General features: G+C 72.1%; 17 protein-coding genes and 2 pseudogenes. 12 read left to right on the top strand and 7 right to left on the bottom strand.

Annotated elements, in window-relative coordinates:
* Positions 1 to 141 precede the first annotated feature (141 nt).
* A pseudogene (locus BM536_RS43505) lies at positions 142 to 642 on the top strand (TetR/AcrR family transcriptional regulator); the annotation flags it as partial.
* Between the two features lie 58 nt (positions 643 to 700).
* Here BM536_RS43505 and BM536_RS35720 read toward each other — a convergent pair.
* Both BM536_RS35720 and BM536_RS35715 read right to left on the bottom strand, forming a co-directional pair.
* On the bottom strand, positions 701 to 1,009 hold the full coding sequence (locus BM536_RS35720) for an MTH1187 family thiamine-binding protein (protein WP_073494664.1): 309 nt from the start codon (positions 1,007 to 1,009) through the stop codon (positions 701 to 703).
* Entirely contained in the window at positions 1,006 to 1,353 is a 348-nt protein-coding gene (locus tag BM536_RS35715; RefSeq protein ID WP_073494666.1) for a DUF3817 domain-containing protein, read from the bottom strand. The genes BM536_RS35720 and BM536_RS35715 overlap by 4 nt, the downstream gene beginning before the upstream one ends.
* A gap of 228 nt (positions 1,354 to 1,581) precedes the next feature.
* Between BM536_RS35715 and BM536_RS35710 the strand changes: the two genes are divergently transcribed.
* The 4 genes from BM536_RS35710 (at position 1,582) to BM536_RS35695 (ending at position 4,229) form a co-directional block, all read left to right on the top strand.
* Positions 1,582 to 2,214 carry an AIM24 family protein gene (locus BM536_RS35710; protein ID WP_073494667.1) on the top strand — a complete coding sequence of 211 codons (633 nt, stop codon included), beginning with the start codon at positions 1,582 to 1,584 and terminating at the stop codon, positions 2,212 to 2,214.
* Position 2,215: 1 nt separating this feature from the next.
* Positions 2,216 to 2,866 carry an AIM24 family protein gene (locus tag BM536_RS35705; RefSeq protein WP_073494669.1) on the top strand — a complete coding sequence of 217 codons (651 nt, stop codon included), beginning with the start codon at positions 2,216 to 2,218 and terminating at the stop codon, positions 2,864 to 2,866.
* Positions 2,863 to 3,660 (top strand): AIM24 family protein, encoded by a 798-nt coding sequence (locus BM536_RS35700; protein WP_073494670.1) that lies wholly within the window; start codon positions 2,863 to 2,865, stop codon positions 3,658 to 3,660. Before BM536_RS35705 ends, BM536_RS35700 begins: the two co-directional genes overlap by 4 nt.
* A gap of 92 nt (positions 3,661 to 3,752) precedes the next feature.
* Positions 3,753 to 4,229, top strand: a complete 477-nt coding sequence (locus BM536_RS35695; protein WP_073494672.1) for a MarR family winged helix-turn-helix transcriptional regulator — start codon at positions 3,753 to 3,755, stop codon at positions 4,227 to 4,229.
* Between the two features lie 118 nt (positions 4,230 to 4,347).
* Here the strand turns inward: BM536_RS35695 and BM536_RS35690 are convergent, their stop codons facing one another.
* Together BM536_RS35690 and BM536_RS35685 are read right to left on the bottom strand one after the other, a co-directional pair.
* Positions 4,348 to 5,772, bottom strand: coding sequence for a sensor histidine kinase (locus BM536_RS35690; protein ID WP_094103968.1), 1,425 nt, complete (start codon positions 5,770 to 5,772; stop codon positions 4,348 to 4,350).
* Positions 5,769 to 6,446, bottom strand: coding sequence for a response regulator transcription factor (locus tag BM536_RS35685; RefSeq protein ID WP_073494674.1), 678 nt, complete (start codon positions 6,444 to 6,446; stop codon positions 5,769 to 5,771). Before BM536_RS35685 ends, BM536_RS35690 begins: the two co-directional genes overlap by 4 nt.
* 50 nt (positions 6,447 to 6,496) lie before the next feature.
* Here BM536_RS35685 and BM536_RS35680 point away from each other — a divergent pair, with 50 nt between their 5' ends.
* Positions 6,497 to 7,180, top strand: coding sequence for a PepSY domain-containing protein (locus BM536_RS35680; protein WP_245873948.1), 684 nt, complete (start codon positions 6,497 to 6,499; stop codon positions 7,178 to 7,180).
* A gap of 252 nt (positions 7,181 to 7,432) precedes the next feature.
* Here BM536_RS35680 and BM536_RS44505 read toward each other — a convergent pair whose 3' ends face one another.
* The 3 genes from BM536_RS44505 to BM536_RS35670 all read right to left on the bottom strand — a co-directional run bounded on the left by BM536_RS44505 (position 7,433) and on the right by BM536_RS35670 (position 10,174).
* Entirely contained in the window at positions 7,433 to 7,786 is a 354-nt protein-coding gene (locus BM536_RS44505) for a hypothetical protein (RefSeq protein WP_143651053.1), read from the bottom strand.
* 191 nt (positions 7,787 to 7,977) lie between these two features.
* Positions 7,978 to 8,937 carry a methylmalonyl Co-A mutase-associated GTPase MeaB gene (gene meaB, locus BM536_RS35675; protein ID WP_086767729.1) on the bottom strand — a complete coding sequence of 320 codons (960 nt, stop codon included), beginning with the start codon at positions 8,935 to 8,937 and terminating at the stop codon, positions 7,978 to 7,980.
* A 34-nt stretch (positions 8,938 to 8,971) separates the two neighbouring features.
* Positions 8,972 to 10,174 (bottom strand): acetyl-CoA C-acetyltransferase, encoded by a 1,203-nt coding sequence (locus BM536_RS35670; RefSeq protein WP_073499835.1) that lies wholly within the window; start codon positions 10,172 to 10,174, stop codon positions 8,972 to 8,974.
* A 150-nt stretch (positions 10,175 to 10,324) separates the two neighbouring features.
* On the opposite strand from BM536_RS35670, the gene mce reads away from it, so the two are divergent.
* From mce to BM536_RS35640, 6 genes and pseudogenes are all read left to right on the top strand, one after another.
* Positions 10,325 to 10,765 carry a methylmalonyl-CoA epimerase gene (gene mce / locus BM536_RS35665; protein ID WP_073499834.1) on the top strand — a complete coding sequence of 147 codons (441 nt, stop codon included), beginning with the start codon at positions 10,325 to 10,327 and terminating at the stop codon, positions 10,763 to 10,765.
* Between the two features lie 235 nt (positions 10,766 to 11,000).
* Positions 11,001 to 14,882, top strand: coding sequence for a polarized growth protein Scy (gene scy, locus BM536_RS35660; protein WP_094103967.1), 3,882 nt, complete (start codon positions 11,001 to 11,003; stop codon positions 14,880 to 14,882).
* Between the two features lie 183 nt (positions 14,883 to 15,065).
* Positions 15,066 to 16,001 (top strand): coiled-coil domain-containing protein, encoded by a 936-nt coding sequence (locus BM536_RS35655; protein WP_073499631.1) that lies wholly within the window; start codon positions 15,066 to 15,068, stop codon positions 15,999 to 16,001.
* A 238-nt stretch (positions 16,002 to 16,239) separates the two neighbouring features.
* Complete coding sequence (locus tag BM536_RS35650) at positions 16,240 to 17,202, top strand: ABC transporter ATP-binding protein (protein WP_073499629.1); 963 nt, start codon at positions 16,240 to 16,242, stop codon at positions 17,200 to 17,202.
* 1 nt (position 17,203) lies between these two features.
* Positions 17,204 to 17,974 (top strand): ABC transporter permease, encoded by a 771-nt coding sequence (locus BM536_RS35645; RefSeq protein WP_073499628.1) that lies wholly within the window; start codon positions 17,204 to 17,206, stop codon positions 17,972 to 17,974.
* A gap of 110 nt (positions 17,975 to 18,084) precedes the next feature.
* Positions 18,085 to 19,202, top strand: a pseudogene (locus BM536_RS35640) (ABC transporter ATP-binding protein); the annotation flags it as partial.

The raw sequence follows: 19,202 nt of genomic DNA, 5'->3' as shown, positions 1-19,202 counted from the left end.
ATGGAGATCTGTGTCGAGACGCGCATCCGCGCCGATCCGGACGACCTGTGGACCCGCACCAAGGACCCGCGCGCGCCGGCGCTGGGATCTGCGCGCGGCGGGAGACCAGGGCCGGGGGGTGGGTGATCTCGGTGACGCTCCGGCTCGGTGGACGAACTGCTCCCGGCGGCCTGCCGGTACGGCGCGGAGCGGTCGGTGTCGGGCTACCGGGACCGCTGCGCGGCGGTCGCCTCGCCGGCCGAGCTGCTCGCCGTCGGTCGGGAGATCCACGAGCGGGAACGGGCCGGCGGCCAGGCGATGCCGCTGGGCAGCCGGCTGATGGCCGGCGCCCGGACGCACGAGACGCTCGGCCCGCCACGGCGGCGGGGCTCGACCTGTGGATCGTGGAGATCGAGGGTGCTCGGCCGGGTGCTCGCGGACACCCCGCTCGGCGCTTTCACGGACCCGGCCGGGCCGGCCCGCGCGGTCGCCGCCTCGTTCGTCGGCATCGAGCTGTACGAGGGGGTCGACGGCGCGGGCGCCGCGTCGGCGCTGGACGCGCTGGAGCAACCGGGGTCACTGGTGGGCGCCCGGGAGGAACTGGGGCCGGTCCCCCCTGGCCGCCGTGCCGTTCGGCGGCGGCACCTCGGTCGTGGCGCCCGCGGGCGGTGCGGAGTACCTGCGGCGGGCCTCCGGGAAGCGGTGAGAGACCCCGCCCCGGCTACTCCCCCCGCGCCCGCGGTGCCAGATGCCGCTCGACCGTCTCCACCTTCGACGTCAGGCCGTCCGTCACGCCGGGACGGATGTCGGCCTTGAGGACCAGGGAGACACGCGGTGCCCGGGCCTCGACGGCGGCGACGGCCCGCTTGACGACGTCCATGACCTGGTCCCACTCGCCCTCGACGGACGTGAACATGGCGTCGGTGCGGTTCGGCAGGCCGGACTCGCGGACCACGCGGACCGCGTCGGCGACGTACTCGCCGACGTCCTCGCCGACGCCGAGCGGGGTGACGGAGAAGGCGACGATCACGATGCCTTCACCACTCCCTCGCGCTGGGCGCGGGAGGCGATGACCGCGTCCTCGGCCTCGCGGCGCAGCTTGCGCTCGGCGAAGAAGCCGCCGGTCGGCAGGACCGAGAGGACGAAGTAGAGGGCGGCGGTCCTCAGGGACCACTTGGTGCGGTTCCAGGCGTCCGCCCAGAAGATCACGTACAGCACGAACAGCACGCCGTGGACCATGCCCATCACCGGCACCGCGTTGAAGTCCGTGGTGCGCTTGAGCACCGAGCAGACGAGCAGCAGCAGGAACGAGATGGCCTCGGGGCCGGAGACCAGGCGGAGGCGGCGGAGGGCGGAGGCTGTCTTGAGGTCCACGGGTCACCTTCGGTGGGAGATGCGTTGCTGATCCGGTCCGTTTGTGAACGCACGCACAAGCGTTCGTCCATTGTGGCAAACGGGCGGAACGGGGAGCGGGGCGGGGTGCGCGCCGGGTCGGGCGGCGGGAGGCCGCCGCCGACGGTGCCCGGGGGACCATTCAGGGACGATCTCCCCCCAAGAGCCCTGTCGGCACGGCCGTCCAAAGGCTACCTTCGCAGCGTGGCGATGTTTCGACTCCAAGGCAGCAAGGTGCTCGCCGTCGACATGACCGGGGACGCCGTCAAGGCGAAGAACGGCTCGATGGTCGCGTACGACGGGCAGATGGCCTTCAAGAAGATGAGCGGCGGCGGCGAGGGACTGCGGGGCATGGTGACCCGGCGACTCACCGGCGAGCAGATGACCGTGATGGAGGTGAGGGGGCAGGGCACCTGCTGGTTCGCGGACCGCGCCTCCGAGATCAACCTCGTGGATCTCCAGGGGGACAAGCTGTACGTGGAGTCGAGCAACCTGCTCGCGACGGACGCGGGGCTGAGGACGGGGACGTCCTTCACCGGCCTGCGCGGCGCCTCGCAGGGCAACGGGCTCTTCACGACGACCGTCGAGGGGCACGGCCGGGCCGCGATCACCTCGGACGGTCCGGCGGTGGTGCTCCGGGTCAGCCCGCAGTTCCCGCTGACGGTGGACCCGGGGGCGTACGTCGCCCATCAGGGCAACGTCCGGCAGTCCCTGCAGTCCGGCGTGACGTTCCGCACGCTGATGGGCGAGGGCGGCGGCGAGGCCTTCCAGATCCGCTTCGAGGGGGACGGCCTGGTGTACGTCCAGCCCAGCGAGCGGAACACGATCGCGGGAGACGTGTGACATGCCCTTCCGGGAGATCAACTCCAGGATCGTCGAGGCGACCGTGCTGCCGGGCCGGCGCCTGTTCAGTCAGCGCGGCGCGATGCTCGCCTACCAGGGCGAGGTGTCCTTCACCCCGAACGTGCAGGGTGGCCAGGGCGGTGTGATGTCGATGATCGGCCGCCGCATGGCGAACGAGGACACTCCCCTGATGTCCGTCGAGGGCAGCGGCACCGTCCTGTTCGGACACGGCGGCCACCACGTGCAGGTCATCGACCTCACCGGCGAGACGCTCTACGTAGAGGCCGACCGCCTGCTCGCCTTCGAGGGCACCCTCCAGCAGGGGACCATGTTCATGGGCTCGCAGGGTGGCGTCATGGGCATGGTCCGCGGCCAGATCAGCGGCCAGGGCCTGTTCACCACGACCCTGAAGGGCCACGGCTCGGTCGCCGTGATGGCCCACGGCGGTGTCTTCGAGGTCCCCATCACCCCCCAGCGCCCGGTCCACGTCGACCCGCAGGCCTACGTCGCCCACCACGGCGACGTCCGCAACAAGCTGTCGACCGCCCTGGGCTGGCGGGACATGGTGGGCCGCGGCTCGGGCGAGGCGTTCCAACTGGAACTGAGCGGCAGCGGCACGGTGTTCGTCCAGGCGTCGGAGGAGAAGCTGTGACCACCTACCCGGGCACCGGCGGCCCCACCGTCCTCGACCCGACGACCCTGCCGGTCGACGACAACGTGAACCCGTACACCTTCTGCGTGGAGCTGAAGGGGAGCCAGTGGTTCCTCCAGAAGGGGAAGATGATCGCCTACTACGGGTCGATCGACTTCAACGGCATCGGGCACGGCCGGCTGGACCGCCTGGTGCGCACGTCGTTCCATTCGCCTCTGCACGCGAGCGACTGGGTCGTGGCGGAGGGCTCGGGCAAGATGCTGCTCGCCGACCGGGCCTTCGACGTGAATTCGTACGACCTGGAAGACGGCAACCTGACCATTCGCTCGGGCAATCTGCTCGCTTTTCAGCCAACTCTCGCGCTGAAGCAGTCGATCGTTCCAGGTTTTCTGACACTGATCGGAACCGGAAAGTTCGTCGCCGCATCTAACGGGCCGGTGGTGTTCATGGAACCCCCGATCCGGGTGGACCCGCAGGCGCTCGTCGGCTGGGCCGACTGCCCGTCCCCGTGCCATCACTACGACCACGGGTACATGACGGGCTTGATGGGCGGTCTACGTGCACTGACGGGCCTGGGCGGGGCTTCCGGCGAGGAGCACCAGTTCGAGTTCGTGGGCGCCGGCACGGTGCTGCTCCAGTCCACGGAGACGCTCATGCCGGAGCAGGCCACGGGAGCGGTTCCGCACGAGCCGGGGGTGCCCGGCGGAGGTGGGCCGGGCGGGCCCACGGGGCAAGGCGGCGCACCGCGTCTTCCCGGACAGCTGGGAGACCTCCAGCGTCGCTTCGGGCTGTGAGCGGTAGTCTGCTGAGAGTGACATCGAACGCGTGCGCACTGTCACACCACCCCCAGTAGTTCGCCTTTCAACATTTTAGGTAGACTTCACTTATGGAGACCGAAACGGCCACGCGCTGGCTGACCGAAGCGGAGCAGTGCGCCTGGCGCACCCACCTGGAGGTCAACAGGCTGTTGACGTACCAGCTTGAAAAGGATCTTCAGCCGTTCGGGCTGACCATGAACGACTACGAAATCCTGGTGAACCTCTCCGAGTCGGAGGACGTGCGGATGCGGATGAGCGACCTCGCGTCCGCCACCCTCCAGTCCAAGAGCCGTCTCTCGCACCAGATCACGCGCATGGAGAACGCCCATCTGGTGCGCCGGGAGAACTGCGAGTCCGACCGCCGCGGTCTGTACGCGGTCCTCACCGAGCACGGCATGGAGACGATGCGGAAGGTCGCGCCCCACCATGTGTCATCGGTGCGGCGGCACTTCATCGACCTCCTCTCCACCGAGGCCCTGGCGGAACTCGACAAGGCCCTGACCCCCATCGCGGACCACCTCCGCGAGCAGCGGGGACGTCCGTGAGCGGCTGAACCGAAGCCGCGGGACCCAAGCCGCACGACCCGAGCGGCTCGACCGAAGCCGCTCCACCGAAGCGGCTCTGTCGAAGCGGCTCTATTGAAGCGGCTCTATTGAAGCGGCTCTATTGAAGCGGCCGGACCGTCGGGAGGCGGAGCTCGAACAGGGCTCCGCCTCCCGGCGTCCCACGGACCGTGAGGGTGCCTCCGTGGCGTACGGCCACGTCGCGGGCGATGGCCAGGCCGAGACCCGCCCCGCCGTCGTCACGGCTACGGGCCGCGTCGAGCCGGACGAACCGCTCGAAGACCCGTTCCCGGTCCGCCTCGGGCACGCCCTCCCCGTCGTCGGCGACCGCGACGACAGCGCGCCCGCCCTCCCGCCGCACGGTCACCGTGACCGCCTCGCGGGCGTGCCGCTGCGCGTTGTCGAGCAGGTTGGCCAGGACCCGTCGCAACTGCCCCGGCGATCCGGACACCTCCGCCGGCTCCGCGTCCACGGTCACCCGGACCCGGCCGGCCGCCTCCTCCCGCGCCAGCGCGGCCAGGTCGACCCGGCTGTCCACGGGCCGCTCCCCCGCGTCCAGCCGGGCCAGCAGCAGCAGGTCGGCGGCCAGGTTCTGGAGTCGCACGGTGTCCTCGACGGCGCCCGGCACGTCCAGCAACTCCGGGTGCGCGGCGCCCACCTCGAGCTGGGTGCGCAGCGAGGCGATGGGGCTGCGCAGTTCGTGGGAGGCGTCGGCGACGAAGCGGCGCTGCCGTTCCACGGCCGCCTCCAGCGCGGCCAGCGTCTCGTTCGTGGTGCGCGCGAGCCGGGCGACCTCGTCGTGGGTGTCCGGCTCGGGCACCCGCCGGGCGAGGTCCGCGGAGGCGGTGATCGCGGCCATCTCGCGCCGGATGCCCTCGACCGGGCGCAGAGCCCGCCGGGTCATCAGCCAGGTCACGCCCGCCACGACGGCCAGCAGCAGCGGAAAGCCGGTCAGCATGACGGTGAGCGCGGTGCGGACGGCGGTGCGCTCGGTGGACAGCGGCGCTCCCGCGTACACGGTGAGGGTGCCGCGGTCCTCCGTCTCGACCTCGACGGCGGCGAAGCGGTAGTCGGCGCTGTCGCCGTCCACGGTGGCGGAGCCGTCGCTGTAGGAGGGGTCCTCGGCGATCTCGCCGGGCTCCGGCGCGGAGGCCCCGACGGAGTCGTCGTCCCCGTCCCCGTCACCACCCGCGGCGGCGGGGGCGGTCGCCGGGCGCACCGTGTCCGTCCCCGTCCCGCTGATCCGCTCCAGGTGCTCGCTGACCGCGACCAGGGTCCCGTCCTCGGTGACGACCTGGACGGGCCGGTCGTCGTCGTCCAGGGACAGCTCGCGGTAGGGCTGTCCGGCGGCGAGTTCGGCGGCGACCTCGCGCGCGGTGCGTTCCGCCCGGGTGCCCGCCTGGCCGCTCAGGTTCGTCCACAGCGACAGCAGGACGGCCGTCCCGGCGGCGAGCAGCGCCACGGCGACGACGAGCGTGGTGCCCAGGGTGGCACGCGCCCGGACGGATCCGAGACGGCGTCTCACCGGCCCGCCTCCGCCCGCTCCAGCCGGTATCCGGCGCCGCGGACCGTGCGGATGAGTCCGGCACCCAGCTTGCGGCGCAGCGCGCTGACGTAGACCTCGACGATGTTGGGGTCGCCGTCGTAGGCGAAGTCCCAGACGTGGTCCAGGATCTCGGTCTTCGAGACCACCTCCCCCGCCCGCACCACGAGCTGCTCCAGGACGGCGAACTCCTTGGCGGTGAGCGCCGTCTCGTCGCCGCGCAGGAACACCCGGCGGGCCGCGGTGTCCACCCTCAGCTCGCCGAGCACGTGCACCGGAGAGGCCCCGGCGCCCTGCCCTCGGCGCCGCAGCAGCGCCTTCACCCGGGCCACGAGGACGACGTAGGAGAACGGTTTGGTGAGGTAGTCGTCCGCGCCCGTGTCCAGACCCTCCGCCTCGTCGTACTCGCCGTCCTTGGCGGTGAGCATGAGGATCGGGACGTCGTTCCCGGCGGCGCGCAGGGCGGAACAGACCCGGTAGCCGTTCATGCCGGGCAGCATGATGTCGAGGACGAGCAGGTCGTACGGCGACTCGCCCGCGCGGTGCAGACCCTCCAGGCCGTCGTGGACGACGTCCACGGCGAAGCCCTCGGCGGTCAGACCCTTGGCGAGGGCGAGGGCGAGACGGCGTTCGTCCTCGACGATCAGCAGGCGCATGCCACCAGGGTCGCAAACCCCGCCTGAAGCGATCTTCAGGTTGCTTCAGCGTGCCTTCAGGTCGGCTCGGGCAGCGTGGTCCCCGTCGCAACCGAAGCAGACGGAACCAATCAGCATCTCAGCGGGAGGAAACCCATGAAGCGCAAGCTCGTCATCGCCGCCGTCGTCGCGTCCGTCGCGATCGGCGGAGGCACCGCGGTCGCCTTCGCGGACGACGACGCACGCGGTACGACGGCGGACGTCCGGACCGCACGGCCGGCGGCCGAGGCACCCGGCTCCGCCGACGTGAGCGCGGCCGAGGCGATCGCGGCGGCGTTGAAGGCCGGCCGGGCACGGCGGTCTCCGCCGACCTCGACACGGAGGCCGGGGACGACGACCGCGGCTGGGAGGTCGAGATCCTGGGCACCGGCACGACCTCGTACGACGTCCTCGTCGACCCGGCGACGGGCCGCGTCCTCGGCACGCACACCGCCGGCGACGACGCCGACGACGTCCGCGAGGCCCGCACCCTGCTCAGGGGCACGGGTGTCACCGCCGCCGAGGCCGCCGAGAAGGCCACCACGAAGGGCTTCGTCACCTCCGTCGACCTGGAGGCCGACGGCGCCGGAGCCTGGGAGGTGGAGACCGACGGCTCGTCGGCCGAGGAGCGCGACTGGAACGTCGCCCTGGACGACGCCAAGCTCACGGCGGTCCGCGACGACGACGGCCAGGACGAGACCGGCGACGACGACTGAGACCCGTCCCCCTCGCTCCACCCGATCGGCCCACCGTCCCCGCCACCGCCGCCGTCACCAGCGCCGTGACGGGACCCGGCGGAGGCGCGCAGGCTCCGGCGAGCGCGGCGAGTGCGCCGAGCACCACCGGCTGGGCTCCCGGGCGCCAGGTCACGTCGGCCGACGCGCCCAGCGGTACGGCGTGCGGGGCGGTCGTAGGCGGCAGGGCGCGCCGGGGGCCGTGGCGGTCGACGAGGGACACGCGCAGCGGCATCAGGACGACGGCGAAGGCCCCGAAGAGGGCCAGGACGGTGCCGGCGACGGCGTAGGAGCCGGTCGCGCGGACGGTGGCGATGTGGGAGCCGGTCGCGCGGACAGCGGCGAGAAGGGGACGAGGCCGTACGCGAGCCGTCCGCCGAGGGCGGCGGCGAAGGTGCGGCGCAGGCCGCGAGCGCCGAGCGGAACTCCGCCGCGGTCGGCGGTCGGGGCCTGCTCACCCCCGCAGGCGCTCTCGCCGGCCGGGCGACGGCGCGCCTGGGCGGCGCGGGCGGCGGCACGCCGGGTCGCAGCACCGAGGCCGGCGGGGCCCGCCGCAAGGATGCGGCGGGCGTGCGGGACGCGGAGCACGGCGGCACGGTGCGGACCGCGAGAGGTGCTTGGAGACGGGTGAGTTCCGCGACGCGAGGCGGGAGAAGGGGACCCCTGAGGGCCACGGCGGCCGGTCCGGCCGACCGGTCCGTGGCGGGGTGGGCCCTACGCCAGGAAGAGGAACACGCGGTCAAGGTGCCGGCGGCGCCGCCGAGTCGGCGCCGCTCGCCTCACTGCCCCCGGGTCAGGCCCGTCACCAGTTCGTCCGCCGCCCGGTACGGGTCGAGTTCGCCGGCGACGATCTTCTCCGCGAGTGTGCTGAGCCGGCGGTCGCCGTGCAGGTCGCCGATGCGCTCGCGCAGGGCGGTCACGGCGATCGTCTCGACCTCGCGGGCCGCGCGGGCGCGGCGGCGCTCGGCGAGGACGCCGTGCTCCTCCATCCAGGCGCGGTGCTTCTCCAGCGCCTCGACGACCTCGTCGATGCCCTCACCACGGGCGGCGACCGTCTTCACGATCGGCGGCCGCCAGTCGCCGGGGCCGCGGGACTCGCCGAGGCCCAGCATGTGGTTCAGCTCGCGGGCGGTGGCGTCGGCGCCGTCACGGTCGGCCTTGTTGACGACGTACACGTCGCCGATCTCGAGGATCCCGGCCTTGGCGGCCTGGATGCCGTCGCCCATGCCGGGGGCGAGGAGCACCACGCTGGTGTCCGCCTGCGAGGCGATCTCGACCTCCGACTGGCCGACGCCGACCGTCTCGACGAGGATCACCTCGCAGCCCGCCGCGTCGAGCACCCGGATGGCCTGCGGGGCCGACCAGGCCAGCCCGCCGAGGTGGCCGCGGGTGGCCATGGAGCGGATGTAGACGCCGGGGTCGGAGGCGTGCTCCGACATCCGGACGCGGTCGCCGAGCAGGGCGCCGCCGGAGAACGGCGAGGACGGGTCGACGGCCAGGACGCCCACCCGTCTGCCCTGCTTGCGGTACGCCGTGACCAGCGCGGACGTGGACGTCGACTTGCCGACGCCGGGCGAGCCGGTGAGGCCCACCACGTAGGCGTTGCCGGTCAGCGGGGCCAGCGCCGCCATGACCTCCCTGAGCTGCGGCGACGCCCCCTCCACCAGGGAGATCAGCCGGGCCACGGCCCGGGGCCGGCCTTCCCTGGCCTGGGCGACCAGCGAGGAGACGTCCTGCATCACAGCTCCGTTCGGGTAATGACGTACAGGGAACTCAGGCCTTGGGTACCCGCAGGATCAGCGCGTCCCCCTGGCCGCCGCCGCCGCACAGGGCGGCCGCGCCGATGCCGCCGCCCCGCCGCTTCAGCTCCAGGGCCAGGTGCAGCACGAGCCGGGCGCCGGACATGCCGATGGGGTGGCCGAGGGCGATGGCGCCGCCGTTGACGTTCACCTTTTCCGTCGACACCCCGAGGTCCTTCATCGACTGCACGGCCACGGCGGCGAAGGCCTCGTTGATCTCGACGAGGTCGAGGTCGGAGACCTCCAGGCCGTCCTTCTCCAGGGCGTGCAGGATGGCGTTGGAGGGCTGCGACTGGAGCGAGTTGTCCGGGCCCGCCACATTGCCGTGGGCGCCGATCTCGGCGATCCACTCCAGGCCCAGTTCCTGCGCCTTGGCCTTGCTCATCACGACCACGGCCGCGGCACCGTCGGAGATCTGCGAGGCCGAGCCGGCGGTGATGGTGCCGTCCTTGGCGAAGGCCGGGCGGAGCTTGCCGAGCGACTCGGCGGTGGTCTCGGGGCGGATGCCCTCGTCCTTGCTGAAGACGACCGGCTCGCCCTTGCGCTGCGGGATCTCCACCGGCGTGATCTCGGCCTCGAACAGGCCGTTCTTCTGCGCGGCGGCGGCCCGCTGGTGGGACAGCGCGGCGATCTCGTCCTGCTCGGGGCGGGCGATGCCCAGGCGCGTGTTGTGCTTCTCGGTGGACTCGCCCATGGCGATGTTCTCGAAGGCGTCGGTCAGCCCGTCGTACGCCATCGCGTCGAGCATCTCGATCGCGCCGTACTTGAAGCCCTCGCGGGACTTCGGCAGCAGGTGGGGGGCGTTGGTCATGGACTCCTGACCGCCCGCCACCACGATGTCGAACTCACCCGCTCGAATCAGCTGGTCGGCCAGCGCGATGGCGTCGAGGCCGGACAGACACACCTTGTTGACGGTGAGCGCCGGGACGCTCATCGGGATGCCGGCCTTGACCGCGGCCTGCCGGGCCGGGATCTGGCCCGCGCCGGCCTGGAGCACCTGGCCCATGATCACGTACTGCACCTGGTCGCCGCCGATCCCCGCACGGTCGAGAGCGGCCTTGATCGCGAAGCCGCCGAGGTCGGCTCCGGAGAAGGACTTCAGCGAGCCCAGCAACCGTCCCATGGGCGTCCGGGCGCCCGCGACGATCACCGAGGTCGTGCTGTTGGTTCCAGTCATGAGCTGCGATCCCCTTACCGGCCTTGCACGGGCCGAGGAGTGAACGAGGGTTTACTTCGAATGTACTGACCGGTACTTCACCCGTCATCGGGCCGTGGGTGTGATCGCGCGCACGTTGCGTAACCACGTCCGCCGCGCTGCACTGACACCATGCTGACGCGAATCGACCACATCGGGATCGCCTGCCACGACCTCGACGCCACCGTCGAGTTCTACCGGGCCACGTACGGCTTCGAGGTCTTCCACTCCGAGGTCAACGAGGAGCAGGGCGTACGCGAGGCCATGCTCAAGATCAACGATACGTCCGACGGGGGCGCCTCGTACCTCCAGCTCCTGGAACCGACGCGGGAGGACTCCGCCGTCGGGAAGTGGCTGGCGAAGAACGGCGAGGGCGTCCATCACATCGCTTTCGGTACGGCGGATGTCGACGGGGACGCGGCGGACATCCGCGACAAGGGGGTACGCGTGCTGTACGAAGAGCCCCGACGCGGCTCCATGGGGTCACGAATCACCTTCCTTCATCCAAAGGATTGCCACGGAGTCCTGACAGAACTGGTCACTTCGGCGCCCGTTGAGTCACCTGAGCACTGACCCTCGTACATATGGGCCGGTAGGGTTGGGGTCGTCGCCGCTCCAGCCAGGGCGACCGGTGTCCTGCCGTCATGTCGGCAGGACCCGTCCGGGGTCCGGGTTTCGGGGGACGAGCGTCGGGGCAGCAGCCCGTGCTCCGCCAATGATCTGACACCATTCCCCGGGGGCCCCGTCCGGCGGATGGACGGAGCTCGTACGGAGAAGCTTGCGACCAGGGGACGGATGGGACCGCGCAGTGCGGGGCTACGAGAGCCAGGAGCGGGAGCCGGCGGCTGACGTCGACCACCTCACGCGGTTCGAAGCCGAGATGAAGCGGCTGAAGACCGAGCGGGAAAAGGCGATCCAGCACGCCGAGGACCTCGGCTACCAGGTCGAGGTGCTGCGCGCCAAGTTGCACGAGGCGCGGCGCACCATCATGTCCCGGCCCTCCTTCGACGGCGGGGACCTCGGCTACCAGGCCGAACAGTTGCTGCGCAATGCGCAGATGCAGGCCGACCAGCTGCGCGCCGATGCCGAACGCGAGCTGAGCCAGGCCCGCTCGCAGACCCAGCGCATCCTCCAGGAGCACGCCGAACAGGCGGCCCGGCTCCAGGCGGAGCTGCACCAGGAGGCGGTCACCCGCCGCCAGCAGCTCGACCAGGAGCTGGCGGAGCGCCGGCAGACCGTCGAGTCGCACGTCAACGAGAACGTGGCGTGGGCCGAGCAACTGCGGGCCCGCACCGAGGCGCAGGCCCGCCGTCTGCTGGAGGAGTCGCGCGCCGAGGCCGAGCAGGCCCTGGCGGCCGCGCGCGCCGAGGCCGAGCGGGTCACCACGGAGGCCCGGCAGCGTCTGCAGAGCGACGCCGAGGCGGCTCGCGCCGAGGCCGAGCAGTTGCTGCGCCGCGCCCGCACGGACGCCGAGCGCCTGCTGAACGCCGCCTCCACCCAGGCCCAGGAGGCCACCGACCACGCCGAGGCGCTGCGCAGCTCCACGGCCACCGAGTCCGACGCGGCCCGTCGGCAGGCGACCGAGCTGAGCCGCACCGCCGAGCAGCGCATGGCCGAGGCGGAGGAGGCGCTGCGCAAGGCGCAGTCCGAGGCCGAGAAGGTCGTCGCGGAGGCCAAGGCCGCCGCCGAGAAGGCCCTCTCCGGCGCCGAGTCCGCCAACGAACAGCGCACGCGTACGGCAAAGGAACAGGTCGCCCGGCTGGTCAGCGAGGCCACCAAGGAGGCCGAGGCCACCAAGGCGGACGCCGAGCAGCTGGTCGCCGACGCCCGCGCCGAGGCCGAGAAGGTCCTCGCCGAGGCCGCCGAGAAGGCCCGCACGCTCACCGCCGAGGAGAGCGCCACCCAGCTGTCGAAGGCGGCCAAGACCGCCGAGGACGTCCTCAACAAGGCGCAGGAGGACGCGCAGCGCACCACCAGGGCCGCCGCCGAGGAGGCCGAGCGGATCCGCCGGGAGGCGGAGACCGAGGCCGACCGGCTGCGTGCCGAGGCGCACGACATCGCCGAGCAGCTCAAGGGCGCGGCGAAGGACGACACCAAGGAGTACCGGGCCAAGACGGTCGAACTCCAGGAGGAGGCCCGCCGGCTGCGCGGCGAGGCCGAGCAGCTGCGCGCCGACGCGGTCGCCGAGGGCGAGAAGATCCGCGCGGAGGCCCGCAAGGAGGCCGTCCAGCAGATCGAGGAGGCGGCCAAGACCGCCGAGGAACTGCTGGCGAAGGCCCGTCAGGACGCCGACGAGCTGCGCCAGAAGGCCACCGCGGACAGCGAGAAGGTCCGCACGGAGGCCATCGAGCGGGCCACCTCGCTGCGCCGGCAGGCCGAGGAGACGCTGGAGCGCACCCGCAAGGAGGCCGAGCGGCACCGCGCCGAGGCCGTCGAGTCCGCCGAGATCATCACGGCGGACGCCGAGCGGGCCGCGCTCGCCCTGCGCGAGGAGGCCGAGCGCGCCGTCGAGGCCCGTCGGGCCGAGGCCGCCGAGGAGCTGACCCGGCTGCACACCGAGGCGGAGACCCGGCTCGCCGCCGCCGAGCAGGCGCTCACCGACGCCCGCGAGGAGGCCGCGCGGATCCGCCGCGAGGCCGCCGAGGAGATCGAGCGGCTGCGCACCGAGGCCGCCGAGCGGATCCGTACGCTCCAGCAGCAGGCCGAGACCGAGGCCGAGCGGCTGCGCACCGAGGCCGCCGCCGACGCGTCCGTCTCCCGGGCCGAGGGCGAGTCCGTCGCCGTACGGCTGCGGTCGGAGGCCGCCGCCGAGGCGGAGCGGCTGCGGACGGAGGCGCAGGACACCGCGAACCGGGTGCGCGCGGAGGCGCAGGCCGCCGCCGAGCGGCTGGCCGCCGAGGCGTCCGAGACGCTGGCCGCCGCCCAGGAGGAGGCCACCCGGCGCCGCCACGAGGCCGAGGACTACCTCGGCGCGGCCCGCCAGGAGGCCGACCAGGAGCGTCAGCGGGCCCGCGAGCAGAGCGAGGAGCTGCTGGCGTCGGCGCGCAAGCGCGTGGAGGACGCCCAGGCCGAGGCCGTACGGCTGGTGGAGGAGGCCGACCGGCGGGCCACCGAGATGGTGTCGGCGGCCGAGCAGCACGCGCAGCAGGTACGGGACTCCGTGGCCGGGCTGCACGAACAGGCGCAGGAGGAGATCACTGGGCTGCGTTCCGCCGCCGAGCACGCGGCGGACCGTACCCGCCGGGAGGCCGAGGAGGAGGCGGACCGGGTCCGCGCCGACGCCTACTCCGAGCGGGAGCGGGCCTCGGAGGACGCGAGCCGGCTGCGGCGCGAGGCGAGCGAGGAGACGGAGGCCGCCCGCGCGCTGGCCGAACGGACCGTCGGCGACGCGATCGCGGAGGCGGAGCGGCTGCGTTCGGAGGCGTCCGCGCACGCCCAGCGGGTGCGCACGGAGGCCTCGGACACCATCGCGCAGGCCGAGCAGGACGCGTCGCGCACCCGGGCCGAGGCCCGGGACGACGCCAACCGCATCCGGTCGGACGCGGCGACGCAGGCCGACACCCTCATCACGGAGGCGCGTTCGGAGGCGGAGCGGCTCCAGACGGAGACCATCGCCGAGGCCGAGCGGCTCCAGTCGGAGACCATCGCGGAGGCCGAGCGGCTGCGCGCCGAGTCGGTGGCGAGGGCGGAGAAGCTCATCGGGGACGCCTCCGGCGACGCGGAACGGCTGCGTGCCGAGGCCGCCGAGACGGTGGGTTCCGCGCGCCAGCACGCCGAGCGGGTGCGGGCCGAGGCCGAGCGGGTCAAGAGGGAGGCGGCGGCGGACGCCGACCGCATGCTGAGCGTGGCCCGCGACGAGGCCGACTCGACGCTGGACGAGGCCCGCAAGGAGGCCAACAAGCGGCGCTCCGAGGCCGCCGAGCAGGTCGACACGCTCATCACGGAGACCGCCGCCGAGGCGGACAAGCTGCTCGCCGAGGCGCAGCAGCAGGCGCTGAAGACCACCGCGGAGGCGGAGGCACAGGCCGACACGATGGTCGGCGCGGCCCGTTCCGAGGCGGACCGGCTCGTCGCCGAGGCGACGGTCGAGGGCAACTCGCGGGTGGAGAAGGCCCGTACGGACGCGGACGAGCTGCTCGTCGGCGCCCGCCGGGACGCGACCGCCATAAGGGAGCGGGCGGAGGAGCTGCGCGACCGCATCACCTCCGAGATCGAGGAGCTGCACGACCGGGCCCGCCGCGAGGCCGCCGAGACGATGAGGTCGACCGGCGACCGCTGCGACGCGCTCATCAAGGCGGCCGAGGAGCAGTTGGGCAAGGCTCAGGCGAAGGCCAAGGAGCTGGTGTCGGAGGCCAACTCGGAGGCCGGCAAGGTCCGGATCGCCGCCGTGAAGAAGGCCGAGGGGCTCCTCAAGGAGGCCGAGCAGAAGAAGGCCACGCTGGTTCGCGAGGCCGAGGAGCTCAAGGCCGAGGCGATCCGCGAGGCCCGGCGCACGGTCGAGGAGGGCAAGCGCGAGCTGGAGGTCCTGGTGCGGCGCCGCGAGGACATCAACGCCGAGATCTCGCGCGTCCAGGACGTCCTGGAGGCGCTGGAGTCCTTCGAGGCCCCGCCGGCCGCCAAGGACAGCGGTGTCAAGGCCGGTGCGACGGTGGGCGCTCCACGATCGGGTGGCAAGTCCTCGGACCACTAGCGGGAGGGGCGCGTTCCGTTGAAGTCTGGGGCCTTTGCCCAAGTCCTTGGCAAGCCGTCTGACGCTCAGCCACCCAAAAGGGGTCTCATTCTCCGTATCAAACGCGCATCCGCTCGATGACACACCGCTTCGGCCCCTAGGATTCCACCTATCACCTCACCGGTCTCATTCGACAGGAACCCCATGAGCGACACTTCCCCCTACGGCTTCGAGCTTGTGCGGCGTGGGTACGACCGCGCTCAGGTGGACGAACGCATCTCGAAGCTCGTCTCCGACCGTGACAGCGCTCTGGCCCGTATCACTGCTCTGGAAAAGCGCATCGAGGAGCTTCACCTCGAGACACAGAACGCCCAGGCCCAGGTAAGCGACTCCGAGCCGTCGTACGCCGGTCTCGGCGCGCGTGTCGAGAAGATCCTCCGCCTCGCCGAGGAGGAGGCCAAGGATCTGCGCGAGGAGGCCCGTCGCGCGGCCGAGCAGCACCGCGAGCTGGCCGAGTCGGCGGCCCAGCAGGTCCGCAACGACGCGGAGTCGTTCGCCGCGGAGCGCAAGGCCAAGGCCGAGGACGAGGGCGTCCGGGTCATCGAGAAGGCCAAGAGCGACGCCTCCCAGCTGCGTTCCGAGGCCCAGAAGGACGCGCAGCAGAAGCGCGAGGAGGCCGACGCCCTCTTCGAGGAGACCCGCGCCAAGGCCGCTCAGGCCGCCGCCGACTTCGAGACGAACCTCGCCAAGCGCCGCGAGCAGTCCGAGCGCGACCTGGCGTCCCGTCAGCAGAAGGCGGAGAAGCGTCTCGCGGAGATCGAGCACCGCGCGGAGCAGCTGCGTCTGGAGGCGGAGAAGCTGCGCACGGACGCCGAGCGCCGGGCCCGTCAGACCGTCGAGACGGCGCAGCGCCAGGCCGAGGACATCGTGGCCGACGCCAACGCCAAGGCGGACCGCATCCGTTCGGAATCGGAGCGCGAGCTGGCGGCTCTCACCAACCGCCGCGACTCGATCAACGCCCAGCTGACGAACGTGCGCGAGATGCTCGCCACCCTCACGGGCGCCGCGGTCGCCGCGACCGGCTCCCCGACCGAGGACGAGCCGATCTCCCGCGGTGTGCCGGCGCAGCAGACCCGGTAGTCACCCGAGCGAGGTGAGGGGCGGTGGGGTTTCGGCCCGCCGCCCCTTTCGCGCGGGCCGCTCCCCTCGCATGGGCCGCTCCCCTCACGCGGCCCGCTCCCCTCACGCGAGCCGCTCCCCCCGTCGGCCGCTCCCCTCGTGCGGGTGGCCCTTGCAGGCCGCGCCTTTCACGTGCGCTTCGGCCGCCGTTCGCCCGCCGGGGTTGGCACCGGCCGCGCACCGGTCCTAGCGTGGCGGCATGATCGAGCTCGAGGGCCTGACCAAGCGGTACGGCGAGAAGGTGGCGGTCAACAACCTGACCTTCGCCGTCAGACCCGGCATCGTCACGGGCTTCCTCGGTCCGAACGGCGCCGGGAAGTCCACCACCATGCGGATGATGCTCGGCCTGGACCGGCCGACCGCCGGGGACGTCCGGATCGACGGACAGCACTACGACCGGCTCAAGGACCCGCTGAAGTACATCGGCGCCCTGCTGGACGCCAAGGCCATGCACGGCGGGCGCAGCGCCTTCAACCACCTGCTGTGCCTGGCGCAGAGCAACGGCATCCCCAGCAGCCGGGTGCACGAGGTGCTGGAGACCGTCGGTCTGACGTCGGTGGCGAGGAAGAAGGCCAAGGGCTTCTCGCTGGGCATGGGGCAGCGGCTGGGCATCGCGGGCGCCCTGCTCGGTGATCCGCGGATCCTGATGTTCGACGAGCCGGTCAACGGTCTCGACCCCGAGGGCATCCACTGGATCCGCAACCTGATGAAATCGCTGGCCGCGCAGGGCCGGACGGTGTTCGTGTCGTCGCACCTCATGAGCGAGATGGCGCTGACCGCCGACCACCTCGTCGTCATCGGCCAGGGCCGGCTGCTCGCCGACACCTCGATGGCCGATTTCATCGCCCAGAACTCACGGTCGTACGTCCGGATCCGCACGCCGCAGCGGGAGCGGCTGCTCGATGTGCTGCACGGTGCGGGGATCACGGTCGTGGAGGCCGGCGGCGAGGTGCTGGAGGTGGACGGCAGCAAGTCGGAGCGGATCGGCGAGCTGGCCGCGCAGCACCAGATCGTGCTGCACGAGCTGAGCCCGCAGCGGGCCTCCCTGGAGGAGGCGTTCATGCGGTTGACCGCGGAGTCGGTCGAGTACCACGCGCACAGCGACGCCCCCCTGGAGCAGGAGCAGCGGGAGCCGTGGGGCGACGGATGGAGGAAGGACTGAGATGGCGGCGACCCAGGTCATCCGTTCGGAGTGGACGAAGATCCGTTCCGTGGCGTCCACCGTCTGGACGCTCTCCCTCGCCGTGGTGGTCACCATCGCTCTCGGCATGCTGATCTCGGCGCTGTCGAAGAGCGAGTTCGACGACATGAGCCGGGGCGACCAGCTCTCCTTCGACCCGACGTTCATCAGCTTCGCCGGGATGAGTCTCGGCCAGCTCGCCATGATCGTGTTCGGGGTGCTCGTGGTGGGCAACGAGTACAGCACCGGCATGATCCGCACCTCGCTGGCGGCGGTTCCGCAGCGCGGCACCTTCCTGTTCAGCAAGATCGCGGTGGCGACCGGGCTCGCCCTCGTCGTCGCGATGGCGACCAGCTTCGTCGCGTTCTTCCTCGGGCAGGCCATGCTCGGCGAGCACAAGGCGTCGATCGGCGACAGCGGGGTGCTGCGGGCGGTGATCGGCGGCGGTCTCTACATGACGCTGATCGCGGTGTTCTCGATGGGCGTGGCCGTGATGCTGCGCTCGCCGATGCTGTCGCTGGGCATCCTGATGCCGTTCTTCTTCCTGATCTCGCAGATCCTGGGCAACGTCGGCGCGACGAAGACGTTCGGCCAGTACCTGCCCGACCAGGCCGGGAGCAGGATCATGCAGGTGGTCACCCCGCTCGACGACGACACCCCGTACGGCCCCTGGGGCGGTCTGGCGATCATGGCGGCCTGGGTGGTGGCGGCGCTCGCGGGCGGATACGTGCTGCTGAAAAAACGCGATGCGTGAAGCTCTGGGTTTTACTTTGATTTGAGCGGAACCGTCAGCGCCTCGATATCCTCCTAAGCCTTACGGGGGCGTGTGCCCTGCTGTCCTGAACCTTTCGATGGGTGCGGAGCATGATCGAGGCAGTCGGCCTGACCAAGCGCTACGGCGACAAGACCGCTGTGTACAACCTTTCCTTCCAGGTGCGGCCCGGTGCCGTCACCGGCTTCCTCGGGCCCAACGGCTCGGGCAAGTCGACGACGATGCGCATGATCCTCGGCCTGGACAACCCGACCGCGGGCTCGGTGACGATCGGCGGCTACCCCTACCGGAAGCTGCCGAACGCCCCCCGCCAGGTCGCGCCCTGCTGGACGCCAAGGCGGTGCACGGCGGCCGGCACGCCCGCAACCATCTGCTGAGCCTCGCCCAGCTCTCGGGCATCCCGGGCCGTCGGGTGGACGAGGTGCTCGGCGTCGTCGGTCTCCAGGACGTGGCGAAGAAGCGGTCCAAGGGCTTCTCCCTCGGCATGGGCCAGCGGCTCGGCATCGCCGCCGCGCTCCTCGGCGACCCGCAGGTGCTGCTCTTCGACGAGCCGGTCAACGGCCTCGACCCCGAGGGCATCCTCTGGGTGCGCAACCTGATGAAGTCCCTGGCGGCGGAGGGGCGGACCGTGTTCGTCTCCTCGCACCTCATGAGCGAGATGGCGGTGACCGCGGACCACCTGATCGTCATCGGGCGCGGACAACTCCTCGCCGACATGAGCGTGACGGACTTCATCTCGGCGAACTCCGCCGACTTCGCGCGCGTGCGCACCCCGCACACCGAACCGCAACTGCGCGAGAAGCTCGCCGGCGCGCTCACCGAGGCGGGCGGCCACGTCCTGCCCGAGCAGGACGGCTGCCTGCGCGTCACCGGCCTGCCGCTCCCCCGCATCAGCGACATCGCCCACGAGGCGGACGTACGGCTGTGGGAGCTGTCGCCGCACCAGGCCTCGCTGGAGGAGGCCTACATGCGCATGACGCAGGGGGCCGTCGACTACCGGTCGACCACCGACCAGAAGGCCGGGCTCCAGCAGCCGCTGCCGCCGGGCGCGCAGCCGCCGATGCCGGTGGCCGGCCAGGGCCAGCCCGGCTGGTACGCCCCGCCGCCTCCGCAGCAGGGCTACGCGCCCCCCGCAGCCGATGCCGGGCGCCGCTCCGGGACCGTACGGCGCCGCGCCCAACCCGTACGCCCAGCCGGGCGTACCGGCGGC

This window comes from Streptomyces phaeoluteigriseus, from assembly GCF_001896135.2.
Lineage (GTDB): Bacteria > Actinomycetota > Actinomycetes > Streptomycetales > Streptomycetaceae > Streptomyces > Streptomyces phaeoluteigriseus.
This window is presented reverse-complemented; position numbering and strand designations above follow the sequence as displayed.